General features: G+C 56.8%; 10 protein-coding genes. 7 read left to right on the top strand and 3 right to left on the bottom strand.

Features of this window, described 5'->3' with window-relative positions; genetic code table 11:
- Positions 1 to 176: 176 nt before the first annotated feature.
- A complete protein-coding gene (locus tag J2S31_RS03310) occupies positions 177 to 1,619 on the bottom strand; it encodes an SLC13 family permease (protein ID WP_237097639.1) in 1,443 nt (480 codons plus the stop codon).
- 328 nt (positions 1,620 to 1,947) lie between these two features.
- Between J2S31_RS03310 and J2S31_RS03305 the strand changes: the two genes are divergently transcribed.
- From J2S31_RS03305 to J2S31_RS03290, 4 genes are read left to right on the top strand one after another with little or no spacing between them, the layout of a single operon-like run.
- Positions 1,948 to 3,255, top strand: coding sequence for a 3-isopropylmalate dehydratase large subunit (locus J2S31_RS03305; RefSeq protein WP_371831626.1), 1,308 nt, complete (start codon positions 1,948 to 1,950; stop codon positions 3,253 to 3,255).
- A gap of 32 nt (positions 3,256 to 3,287) precedes the next feature.
- Positions 3,288 to 3,851, top strand: coding sequence for a LeuD/DmdB family oxidoreductase small subunit (locus tag J2S31_RS03300; RefSeq protein WP_237097637.1), 564 nt, complete (start codon positions 3,288 to 3,290; stop codon positions 3,849 to 3,851).
- A gap of 33 nt (positions 3,852 to 3,884) precedes the next feature.
- Positions 3,885 to 4,727: a formylglycine-generating enzyme family protein gene (locus J2S31_RS03295; protein ID WP_237097636.1), complete on the top strand. Its 843-nt coding sequence runs from the start codon at positions 3,885 to 3,887 to the stop codon at positions 4,725 to 4,727.
- Positions 4,728 to 4,781: 54 nt separating this feature from the next.
- Entirely contained in the window at positions 4,782 to 5,582 is an 801-nt protein-coding gene (locus J2S31_RS03290; protein WP_237097635.1) for a hypothetical protein, read from the top strand.
- Between the two features lie 272 nt (positions 5,583 to 5,854).
- Here the strand turns inward: J2S31_RS03290 and J2S31_RS03285 are convergent, their stop codons facing one another.
- Positions 5,855 to 6,514 (bottom strand): hypothetical protein, encoded by a 660-nt coding sequence (locus J2S31_RS03285; RefSeq protein ID WP_237097634.1) that lies wholly within the window; start codon positions 6,512 to 6,514, stop codon positions 5,855 to 5,857.
- Positions 6,515 to 6,853: 339 nt separating this feature from the next.
- Between J2S31_RS03285 and J2S31_RS03280 the strand changes: the two genes are divergently transcribed.
- Entirely contained in the window at positions 6,854 to 7,243 is a 390-nt protein-coding gene (locus tag J2S31_RS03280; protein WP_237097633.1) for a pentapeptide repeat-containing protein, read from the top strand.
- Positions 7,244 to 7,350: 107 nt separating this feature from the next.
- On the opposite strand, the gene J2S31_RS03275 is transcribed toward J2S31_RS03280, so the two are convergent.
- Positions 7,351 to 8,067 carry a formylglycine-generating enzyme family protein gene (locus tag J2S31_RS03275; protein WP_237097632.1) on the bottom strand — a complete coding sequence of 239 codons (717 nt, stop codon included), beginning with the start codon at positions 8,065 to 8,067 and terminating at the stop codon, positions 7,351 to 7,353.
- A gap of 167 nt (positions 8,068 to 8,234) precedes the next feature.
- Here J2S31_RS03275 and J2S31_RS03270 point away from each other — a divergent pair, with 167 nt between their 5' ends.
- Positions 8,235 to 10,028, top strand: a complete 1,794-nt coding sequence (locus tag J2S31_RS03270) for a tetratricopeptide repeat protein (protein ID WP_237097631.1) — start codon at positions 8,235 to 8,237, stop codon at positions 10,026 to 10,028.
- A gap of 481 nt (positions 10,029 to 10,509) precedes the next feature.
- Positions 10,510 to 12,453, top strand: a complete 1,944-nt coding sequence (locus J2S31_RS03265; protein WP_237097630.1) for an LTA synthase family protein — start codon at positions 10,510 to 10,512, stop codon at positions 12,451 to 12,453.
- Positions 12,454 to 12,459: the final 6 nt, after the last annotated feature.

Genomic DNA, 12,459 nt, shown 5'->3' with positions numbered 1-12,459 from the left:
ATATACTGCGCATCCAAACTAGCGGGTGGGCACCCTCTTTTTGTAGTGTGCCGAAACGGTCTTTTCTTGTCCAGTTAAATAGAAATTGAAGTTGAAGGCAGGAAGTGAGGCACTCTGTGTCTTCCAAGGTTGGCCACCCCTCCCGGTCTCCTTGGCCTGCCTTCTTTCTATTTTCCTCACGCAAACCCGATGAGGGGCCAATATCCCCAGAGCAGGACCATGTAGGAGAGCATGCCCAGCACGCTGAGCAGGAGCCCCGCCTTCATCATGTCGGCCAGCGGGATGTAGCGGGAGGAGTACGCCAAGGCCGATGCCGGGGTGGCGATGGGCAGAATGAAGGCGAAGTTGCTGGGCAGGATGACGGTCATCGTCGCCACCACCGGGCTGACGCCGTACGCCGGGCACAGGGTGAGCGCGGGCGGCAGGAGGATGGCGATGACGGCGCTGTTGCTCATGAACGTGGTGAACAGGACGGAGAGCACCGCCAGCGCCAGCAAAAACGCCGTCGGCGAGGCGATCCAGCCCTGAAACACCTTCTCCGCCAGCCACAGGGCGGCCCCCGACTCCGCCATCACCTCACCCAGGCAGATGGCGCCTCCGTACATCAGAATGATCGCCCAGTTGACGTGCGGCTCCACCGCGCGCCAGGTGATGAGGTTCAGCACGAACAGCGCGAACACCGCCATCAGGGCGATGTTGGCGATGCCCAGGGTGTCGCCGAAGCCGAACCACAGCACCAGGGTGACGGCCATCACCGCACCGACGCCCATCTCCTGGTACGAGATTTTGCCGAGGCTCAGGGATTTGCGTTCCAGCGTCTCCAAAGCCGGCGACACGTCCACCGCCTCCGGCTTGAACAGGGTGGTTAAAAGCACCCAGCCGCAGACCAGCAGGATGGGGATCATCGGGAAAGTCAGCACCGAATACTGCAGGATGCCCAGCGTGTGTTCGTTTTCGGTGCCCTTTTCCAGCATCTCGACCGCCAGGGGCACGCGCCCGCCACCCAGCACGGTGGTGGCGCCGCCGATGATGCACCCCCACCCCAGCGCGAAATACAACTGCTTGCCGTACTGCGACCGCCCCGGCGCGAGTTGCAGGGCGGAGACGATTTCCGCCACGATGGGGAACAACATCGCCGCCACGGCGTGCTCGGACATGATGGTGGAGCCCGCGGTGCCGAACAGGTAAATCGAGGCCATCAGCTTGCGCGGGTTGTGACCCCAGTTTTCAATCGCCCACAAAGACAGCCGCACGCTGAGCCCGCAGGAGATCATCGCGCCCGACAGAATGAACGCGCCGAGGATGAAAAACACCGCCTTGTTGCCGAAAAACTCGTACACCCGCGAGTCTTCCATGATGCCCAGCAGGGGCACCGCGCCGATGACGAACAGGCTGGTCGCCGAAAGCGGGATGACGTTGGTGGACCACAGCGCAACGGAGAGCCCGAACAGGCACAATACCTTGTATGCCTGCGGTGTGAGACCGGCGGGAGCGTCCTGGTTGAGAAACACCACGAACAGCGCGAACAGGATCGCCACCACAATGCCGCGGCGCAGGCGGTCGAAGGCCACGATCCACAGCGGGCGGCGGTCGATTATGATTTTGGGCGATTGGTTCACGAAGCGGATAAGGTTTTGAAATTCAACGATAAAAGGCCAATTGATCTAAACTACAAGAAATACGGGGGCGATTCAATAACTATAACGGCCCGTGGGGCCGCCAAAGGCCACCGGAGAACCGGCTGACGGCCGGAGGCGGATGCCCGGCGGGTGCGGGTTTCTGAAATAGGCTCAGAGGTTTTCATTCAAACAACAATTCATTCAAGTTGGTTCCGCGGGACTTTTTTTATTCTTGAAATGCAGGTATAAATGGTAAGGTAGAACACCTGTTCAGGTAACAAATCCATACAATTGAACGCATCAAACGCTCCCGTCGGAGAACGCAATAATGGGAATGACCATCACTGAAAAAATCATCGCCGCTCATTCGGGCAAAACCTCGGTAAAGCCGGGCGACAACGTTTGGGTGGATGTGGATGTCCTGATGACGCACGATGTGTGCGGTCCGGGCACCATCGGCATCTTCAAAAAACAATTCGGCGAAAACGCCAAGGTCTGGGACCGCGAGAAAGTGGTCATCATTCCGGACCACTATATATTCACGTCCGATCCGCACGCCAACCGCAACATCGACATCATCCGCGCGTTCGCGAAGGAGCAGGACCTTCCTTATTACTATGACGTCGGCACCGACAACTACAAGGGCGTCTGCCACGTGGCACTGGCGCAGGAAGGCCACAACCGGCCGGGCGAGGTGCTGTTCGGCACCGATTCGCACACCTGCACCTCCGGCGCGTTCGGCATGTTCTCGACCGGCATCGGCAACACCGACGCCGCGTTCATCCTGGGCACCGGCAAGCTGTGGGTCAAGGTGCCGGAGACCATGCGCTTCGAGTTCCGCGGCCAGTTCCCGCCCTACATCATGGCGAAGGACATTTTGCTCCAGGTGATCGGCGACATCGGTTGCGACGGCGCCACCTACCGCACCATGGAATGGGCGGGCGACGCGGTGATGAGCCTGTCCATGGAAGAGCGCATGACGCTGTGCAACATGGCCATCGAGGCAGGCGGCAAAAATGCCGTCATCGAGGCCGACCAGACCACCTTCGACTACCTGGAGACGCGCAACAAGAAGCCGTACAACGTGGTCCACGGTGACAAGGACGCGAACACCTTCTTCCACAAGGTATACGACGCCGACAAAATGGAACCGGTGGTGGCCAAGCCGCATTCACCGGACAACCGGGCGCTGGCGCGCGAGTGCAGTGACGTCAAACTCGACCGCGCCTACATCGGCTCCTGCACCGGCGGCAAGCTGACCGACTTCATCGCCGCGGCGGAAATCCTGAAAGGCGAGAAGGTCAAGATCGGCACCTACATCGTGCCCGCGACGACCGAGGTCGAGCGCGAGCTGAACACCCACCGGATCGACGGCAAGACGGTCATGGAAATTTTCAGGGAAGCGGGATGCCACATCGGCGAGCCCTCGTGCGCCGCGTGCCTGGGCGGTCCGGCGGACACCTTCGGCCGGACGCAGGGCACGGAAGTGGTGATCTCCACCACCAACCGCAACTTCCCCGGACGCATGGGGTCGAAGCAGTCCTCGGTTTTCCTGGCGTCCCCGTACACGGCGGCGGCTTCCGCGCTGACCGGACGGGTGACCGATCCTCGTGAATTCATGGCCGCGGCGGTTTAACCCGCCGTCCGGCCTTTGGAGTTTCTTAAAGCATGAAAAAGAAAATTTCGGGGCGTGCCTACGTCCTCGGCAACAACATCGACACAGACCAGATCATCCCGGCTCAGCACCTGGTGTACAGCCTGAGCGATCCGGAGGAGCGCAAGAATTACGGCAAGTTCGCCCTCTCCGGTGTGCCCACAGAGGCGGCGGGCCTGCCGCAGGGCAACAAACCGTTCGTCGAAGAGGGGTTCGAGTCGCCGTACACCATCGTCATCGGCGGCAAGAATTTCGGTTGCGGTTCGTCACGCGAACACGCCCCGGCGTGCATGGAGATCGCCGGCGTGCAGGCGGTGATTGCGGAATCGTACGCCCGCATCTTCTACCGCAATTCGGTGGACGGCGGCTTCTTCATTCCGCTGGAGACGAAGGACCCGCTGACCGACAAGATCCAGACCGGCGACGAGTTGGAAATCGATCTGGAGTCGAACACGCTGGCCAACAAAACGCAGAACACGACGTACCCGTTGCAACCGCTGGGCGATGTCATCGACATCATCGAGGCGGGGAACATTTTTGAATACGCCCGCAAATCCGGGCTGATTCAGAGCAACTGACCGGTTACGAACCCCTTATTCGGGAACCGCCCCATGAATCCTGAGGTGCAGGAACCGCACCCGATGGGAGGGTGTTCCGGGCTTGGGCCGCGTGCCTGGGGCCGCATCCTCATTGTGCTTCTGCTCGCCTGCGGGCTGTTTGCCTGCGCCTCCTCAGGTTCACCCAATCCCAGTCCCGGCATGGTGCACGTTCCCGCCGGTCCCTTCACCATGGGCAGTTCCGAGGAAGACATCCAGTGGGCCGCCAAAACGTTTTTCTCCGAGTCGCTGGAGTATTACCGCGACGAAACCCCCGCCTACACGGTGCAGATGGCCGCGTTTGAGATCGACCAGCACGAGGTCACCAACGCCGAGTACCGAAAGTATCTGGAAGCCACGAACCGCCCCGCTCCCAAATACCTGGACAATGAAAAGTTCAACGCACCCAACCAGCCCGTGGCCGGCGTGACCTGGCAGGAAGCGAACGACTACTGTGCATGGACGGGCAAGAGGTTGCCCACGGAAGCGGAATGGGAAAAGGCGGCGCGCGGCGTCGACGGCCGGTTTTATCCTTGGGGCAATGACCCCGACCCCACCCGCGCCAACGCCCGCGGCATGAAGGACGGCCACCGCTATCCCGCACCCGTCGGCACGTTCCCAAAGGGGGCCAGTCCCTACGGCGCGCTCGACATGGCGGGCAACGTGTGGGAATGGACTGCCGACTGGTATCGGCCCTACCCCGGAAATCTCGTCAAAAACGACCTTTACGGCAATACGTTCCGTGTCATGCGCGGCGGTTCCTGGTTTTCGAATATGGATTTGGCTCGCTCCACGGTTCGGGGTAAACTGACCCCGGATCAGCGGCAGAACTATATCGGGTTTCGGTGTGCGCGGTGAGGCATCCGTAGAGGAAGGGACCCCAAACTGGACTCACAACAAGGAAGGACCACAATGAAACGATTCCATACCTATCCGGCATTGATGGCATTGATCACCCTCTTCGTGCTTGCGGGGTGCTCATCCGGCAAATCCCCGCACGGTTACGGTGCCTACGGTTACGGCAAGAAAGGCGCGACGAAAGGCAGTTACCACGGTTACGGAAAGCGCACCGGGCCGCCGGAAGACATCCCCCAGCACATCCTGGAACACACCAACGCCGACGGGAGCGGCATCAACCTCAACAATTCACACATCGGCGTGAAGGGCATACGCATTCTGGCGGAAACCCCCAAGGCCGAGAACGTGCGTACGCTGGCGCTCAAGTCCAACGACCTGGGCGATGAGGGCGTGAAAATCCTGGCCGATTCCCAGACCTTCAAAAACCTGGAAAAACTTTCGTTGTGGGACAACAAGATCACCCCCACCGGGGCGCAAATGCTGGTGGACTCCGCCAATTTTAAAGGTCTGAAGGAACTCAACCTGATGCAAAACAAATTGAGCGATGCGGGCGTGAAAACACTGGTGAACTCGTCCGTGGTGGATTCGTTGACCCTGCTGGACCTCAGCAAAAACGAGATCACCGATGAAGGCGCCATCGCCATCGCCAACTCGCCGAAACTGGTGAACCTGAAGCGGCTGGACCTGTACCGCAACCAGATCGGTCCGGAAGGCGCCAAGGCGCTCCTCAATTCCCCGTATCTCAAGAATCTGGAACACCTGGAATTGACGGCAAACGCCATCGACGTGGATACGTCCAACAGCTTGAAGGAATCCCACGCCCTGCCGAACCTGCGTTACCTGGCGATTTATTGACCGGGCCCTGTCCGGAATAACCGTCCCCATCCCAAAAGCGGGGGACAACCGTATAAGACAAAAGCCCTCTTCTTTTTAAGAAGAGGGCTTTTTTACATCTGCACCGGACGCCTTTCGCGCCCTCAGACCATCGCAATGATCGTAGAGCATCAGCCCATTCGCTCCGTGCCTGGCAAGGCTACGCCTGAGAAAACGTCAACCATAAGAGAGGCGCGCCCATGGACCATCGTCCGCCCGCAACGCATTAGCCATTCGCTCCGCGCCGGGCGCGGTTAGAAGCGCACGTGGAGACCGATGGTGAAGACGGGATAGAACGGCAAGTCGTTGAGGTCGTCCTCCAACTGACGCGCCTCGCGGTTGAGATCCGCCTGGGAAATGGCCGGGCCGCTGAGTTGCCGGAGGTTCACCTCCGAATCGCCGACATAAATCACACCCAAGTCCATCGACAGCCCGACCGCCACCGGCAGGTCCATGAAATTGTCGTCGGCGGCGTTGCCCCAGCCGATGCCGAGGTACGGGCCAAAATCCTGTCCGTGCTGAATGTTCGCGCGCACCGACGCATTGTTATACGTCGTGTTGCCCACCGTCAGGCTCTGTGCGGTGGCCGTCAGGATGGCATCGTGGTCCAGCCAGAACACGCCGCCCGTAATACGAAAGTTTCCATGAAAAGGATGGAGGTCGATAAATAACGGCACGTCCTGAAATTCCAGGTCGGCCTCGTAATCCACGCCGCCCAGATCGTCGATCGACGTGGAAAAGTAGGTGAGGTTGTTGTAACCGAGGCGCAGGTTGACCCAGTTGGTGATGAGCGGCACCGTTAGGTCCGCACCCAGGCCCGTGGTCCCCGCCTTACCCGTAATTCCGACACCCAGCACCGCCGAATGCCCCGGTGACGCCACCGCCAGAAACGCGGCGATAGCCAACACCGCCATCCACGATTTTCTCCAGACCGAATTCCCCCCTGATTGTTTCATGCTCCCCTCCTTATGCGACGGATTTTTTGGAATGAAATAACGGACCGCCCCGGCCATGCGTCCTCATGGCGATAAAACAAACAAAAAATAAGGGGACTTCCAACCGTTGTCAAACCTTTAAAATCGGGCACGTATGCAACCGGGTCAAAATCAAGGCAAGGCGGTCGATATTGGCTTCCCGAAAAGGCTTGCAAAAGTCCCCTCGCCGTTTAAAACTAAACCTGACTCGGTCAATCTATCCCAAATAAGGACGTGGGATTTTATTGGACGACGACCCAGTATTTGAGGAACCCCTTCATGGCCAAGGCTCCATTCTTATCGGACCGGCAACGCGCTGAGAAAGGAAAGCGCAACCTGATTCGCGCCGACCTTTCCTGGCAAAGTTTGGGCGGAGCCAACCTGACCCACGGCAACCTGCGCGGCGCCAACCTCTCTCATGCCAACCTGGCCGCCGCCAACCTGAGCGAGGCCAACCTGGCCGCGGCCAACCTGACCGGAACCAACCTGCAAAACGCGAAACTCGAGCGCGCCGTCCTGACGGGAGCCGACTTCACCAAAACCGACATCTCGGGCACGCACCTGCGGAATGTCGACCTGAGCCATGTCCGCAACCTGACCCGGGCGCAACTGAACACCGCCATCGTGGACAGGGCCACGACCAAACTGCCCGCCTACCTGAGCAAATAGGTTCGCCCCACCGCGGGAATGCACCGGCAAGCAGGGTCGTTGCAGGATTCGCGTTTTCCCCGGCCCAGACACTTTACTGATTTCGGCCAACCGGTGAGATGCAGGGCTCACGGAGTGAGCGCACAGCGGAAGCCGACGTAGTGGTACTGGTAATGCGGCAGGCTGAGGATGCGGTTTGCGGTCTGCAACGATTCCTCGCCGTTGCGCCAGGAGCCGCCACGTTGCACCTTGCCGCCGTTTTCGTGATCGCTCGCCGTCCACTCCCACACGTTGCCCGCCATGTCGTACAGGCCGAACCCATTCGGCGGTTTCTGTCCGACGCGGTGCGTCTGCTTGTCCGCGTTTTCCTTGTACCAGGCGTGGGCGGCGGCGCCCTTGTCGCCCCAGTAATAGAGAGTGGCGGTGCCTGCCTTCGCCGCTTTTTCCCATTCCCATTCCGTCGGCAGGCGGCGTCCGGTTTTTTCGCAGTAATCCCGCGCCTCAAACCAGTCCACTTTTTCCACCGGGCGGTCGGGGTCTTTGAAGAAAGACGGATTGCGCCCCGTCACCCGTTCGTATTCCTTCTGCGTCACCTCGTGAATGTCGATGTAGAAAGCGTCGAGTTCCACCGTGCGTGGTTCGTCCGGAGGACCAGCGGGGAAGGGTCCGGCGGGAATGAGCTTCATGCCATCGACGGCCTGCTCTATTTCCTGCGCGGTGATGGCATCGGCGGCGAAAGCCGGTGCGGGTTGGAAGAGCGAAAACAGCAGAGAGAAAAAAAACAGGAAACGCCCCGTCCGGGGCCCCAGCGTGGCAAGAAACAATGTGCGGGTCCAACCATTCATGCCCCAAAGCTTATCACGGTTGGGCAACGGAATAAAAAAAGAGCGCCCGCACGCGAGTCACCAACCAGATAAGAATCAACAAGTTAACAAAAATTCCAGGGCGGTGCTATTGACTGCCTCAAAAAAGGAACTAACTTATCGGTAGGTCGAAGTAGAGGGCTTTCCCAATGCGTCCTGCCATTTCAGATTATTCGAAAAAATGTCTGCCTGTTCTTTTCCCCGTTCTCCTTTTTCTGTTGGTGGGCTGTCAGGCATTGCCGGGCAAACACGATGGTCCTACCAGAACCTCTCTTTTTTTCGACCACCCCAAGTCCAGCCAGTTAATAGTCTTCATACACGGAATTGGTGGAGACCCGCAGACCACATGGCGGAATGACACCTTCTATTGGCCTCAGGAGTTATTCAATGACAAGGATTTCAGTCAATACGACGTGATGGTTTTTGGATATTTGAGCGAGTGCGGCCCTTCCTTCAATATCCGGGAGATCGCTATCAGCCTTGAAACCCAGCTCAACAAACATTTGCGCAAGAAAGAATACCAATCAATGTCTTTTGTTGCTCACAGCATGGGAGGGCTGGTAACCCGCGAATTCATCCTGAACAGGCACCACCGGATGTCCAGAAAAGTCCCCATCAGGTCGGTAGTGACCCTCAGTACCCCCAACCTGGGGAGTGGCCTGGTTGGAATCGCCAGGTATTTTTGTGATAGCCAGCAGTTGGAAGACTTGAAACCGGGGAGAGGTGGTTTTCTGGATTCCTTAAATGATCATTGGCGTTCGACCTTTCACCATAAGGAACCCTTTCACATGGTTGCGGCGTTTGAATTGGTTTCAACGGCGCCTTTCGGAATCATCGTCGATAAAGACTCCGCCGTTTACTTCGGTCATGACTATAAGCCGTTTATAAAAAACCATTCGAATATCGCCAAGCCGACCAATCAAGATGACGAAATTTATTTATGGACCAAGCAACAAGTGCTGTTGGCGAAAACATCGTCCCCCACCCCCCGCTATACTGACGATGAGGAGAAAATAATCATTGCAGGTACCCAGAAGCTTAAAGACCAGCTTCTCGAGGGCAACGCACCGGAAGAACTAATAGACCTGGTCAGTTCGGGAGACCTGGATGACGCACTGGCAAGCATAGACACGAAAAAGAACCCGAATGCTTCCAACCCCAGGGGCCTCGCTGAACGGGCATATATGAAGGGTTTGATTCATGAAATCAAACTGCAATACCAGGACGCCCTTGCAAGTTATCAGGAGGCCCTGGGGCTTTCTCCAAGCGAGGGAAAGTATCTGGCAAAAGCCGGGGATGCATACACCGCCTTGAAAGACTACGATCAGGCCGAGATTTTTTACAACCGCGCCATCAGGGTAATGAGCCGGCAACTTGGCCCGGATCACACCGATGTTGCAACCGTATACAACAACCTTGGCAACGTCTGGTTGTACCGCAAGGACTATGGAAGGGCCAGCCAGAATTATGAACACGCTCTCACAATCCAGCTAAAAACTTTGGGACAGGATCATCCCAATACGATTATCTTTCAAAAGAACCTGGCCCTCGCGTGGACGAGGAAAGGCGGCTACGATCTGGCCTTGCCCTATTATGAAAAAGCCTTGTCCAGCCAGATCAAGACTTTGGGAATGGAACATCCCTCCGTCGCCTTGACGCTGAGCGAAATCGCCGATCTGCATTTAAAAAACAAAAACTACAACCAGGCCATTCAGAATTATGAATATGCCTCTGAAAACCTGATTAAGAAATTCGGGCCCAATCACACGGAAGTCGCCATCAATTTCAACAACCTGGGGGATGCGTGGCTCCAGAAAGGACATTCCGGACCCGCCATCAAATACTTCGAGAAGGCCCTGGTTATCTTTGATAAAAATGGAATGCACGAGCAAGCGAGCATTGCCCGGAAGAACATTCAGTTTGCGAAACGGCAAATGGAATGATTCCCAACCCTCCACCGCCGATCCCCCGGACAAACCGCGCAGGCTGGGACTCAAGACCCTCCGGGGAAAGGGCGAGGTCCAGCGCCAGCCCCCTCCGCAAGGCTGGTCGTCATGAAGGGCTGCCGTAAAAAGGCATCTCCAGATTAAGCCCGTCCGTGTCACGAGGCAAAGTCAACCCAACCGCCTCCCTGCCGGCGCCGCATGCGTCCTCACCGCCGGCCTTCGCCCATAGTTTTTTTTTGATCCATTAATAGAACTTTTTTGACTCCTATTTCATATTTCTACAAGTCCTTCCGAAGCCCTCGACTCTGGTAATCTGCATCAGTTGATTCTGACCCGTGCCCAGCATTCATGACTCACTCGGATAACGGCCCCTTGCCACTCAGGTTTTATCCTACCGAATTTGTCGACCCATTGGTTGTCGGAGTGAGAAGGCTTCTGTTTCATTTTTCTGAAGAGAATCTCTTCAGGGAGAATTCACATGTTCAAGAAAAACTGTAGACTTTACCAATTGCCCTTCCTCATTTACGTCCTTTGTCTGACGGAAAACTTTATCATCCGGACCGTGCTCACCGTCAAAGAGTTCGACAGCTTTCAGAATCCAGTGATGGACCTGCTCAAGGTCTATTTTTACGGCTGGTACCACGACACGCTGTTCTTCGCGTATTTTCTGGTACCGCTACTGCTGTACTTCCTCGTGCTTCCGAATGCGGCGCTACGCTCTTCATACAGCAAGCGGTTTCTCCATATCGCGACGTTTGTCATCATCGTGATCTTTGCGTTTCAAGCGCATGCAGAATGGTTTTTCTGGATGGAGTTCAATGCGCGGTTCAATTTCATCGCCGTGGACTACCTGGTGTACACGCAGGAAGTGATCGGAAACATTGTGGAGTCGTACCCGATGTACCTGGTTTACACATCCATCCTGGTTTCCGCGTATGTGATTTACCGGCTGTTTCGTTCCCGGATCAACCAAAGCCTGGAAGCACTGCCGGAGCTGTCCCGTCGTGAACGGAGCGTGGGGTTTGCCGTGCTGGCGCTGGCACCCTTTCTGTCGTTCACCCTGGCCGCGACCACGGAGAAACGGATTTCAGAAAACCGCATTGTCGACGAACTGTCCCGCAACGGATTCTACCAGTTCGTGTCCGCCTTCCGTAAAAACGAGCTCGACTACTACTCCTTTTACCAGACTCTCGATGAAAGAGAGATGATCCGTGTTATGAAAAAAGAGATGGCATCCTTCAACAGCCACCTGGCGGACGAAATGTCTCCGGAACCGATCCGTGTGATCGTCAATGAGGGCGAGGAAAAGAAATACAATGTCGTCTTCATCACGGTGGAAAGCCTCAGCGCCTCATTCATGGGGATGTTCGAGCCGCATTACAATGCGACGCCCTATCTGGACGCCCTGGCCAATCAGTCCATGTTTTTCACCCAGATGTATGCGACGGGACTGCGCACCGTTCGCGGGCTGGAGGCCATCACGCTGTCGATCCCACCGACGCCCGGTTACTCGATCGTAAAACGCCCGAAAAACGAGAACCTGTTTTCACTCGGGTCCATTTTCAAATCCAAGGGTTACGATACCAAGTTCCTGTACGGCGGATACGGCTACTTTGACAACATGAATTATTTTTTCGAACAGAACGGATTCAAAGCCATCGACCGCACCGACTTTAACAACAGCGAGATTGAATTCGCCAACATCTGGGGCATCTGCGATGAGAACCTGCTCACCCGGGCGCTGAAGGAAGCGGACACATCCCATGCCCGCGGCCAGCCGTTTTTCGAATTCGTGCTGACGACATCCAACCACCGGCCTTACACCTATCCCGAAGGCAGGATCGACATTCCTTCCAAAACCGGACGCGTGGGCGCGGTGAAATACACGGACTACGCCATCGGCACCTTCATCGAGAAGGCGCGGAAAAAACCCTGGTTTGATGACACCATCTTCGTTGTCATCGCCGATCATTGCGCCGGAGGGAGGGGGCAGACGAACATCCCGCTACAGAACTATCACATCCCGGCCATCATCTACGCGCCCAAGATCATCAAACCCCAGGTGGTCAGTAAAATCGTGAGCCAGATCGATATCGGCCCGACGCTCCTCGGGCTCATGAACTTTTCCTACAACAGCAAATTCTTTGGCAAGGATGCTCTGAAAGAGCCGGAGGAACAAGGCAGGCTGGTGCTGGGAACCTATCAGAACCTGGGGTATTTCCGCGACGGTCAACTCATCACCCTGTCACCCAACCAGCAGGTCGATTTCGAACGGGTGAACGTGCAGGACTACAGCTACAAAACGGAGAAGACGCCACCCAACCCTGAACTCCTGACGGAGGCCATCAGCTACTATCAATACTCCAACTACCTGCTCAAAAACAATCTGTACCGGATCCTCACACCGCCGGGAAGGTCCTGACCCTTC

The organism is Nitrospina gracilis Nb-211 (assembly GCF_021845525.1).
Classification (GTDB): Bacteria; Nitrospinota; Nitrospinia; order Nitrospinales; family Nitrospinaceae; genus Nitrospina; species Nitrospina gracilis_A.
This window is presented reverse-complemented; position numbering and strand designations above follow the sequence as displayed.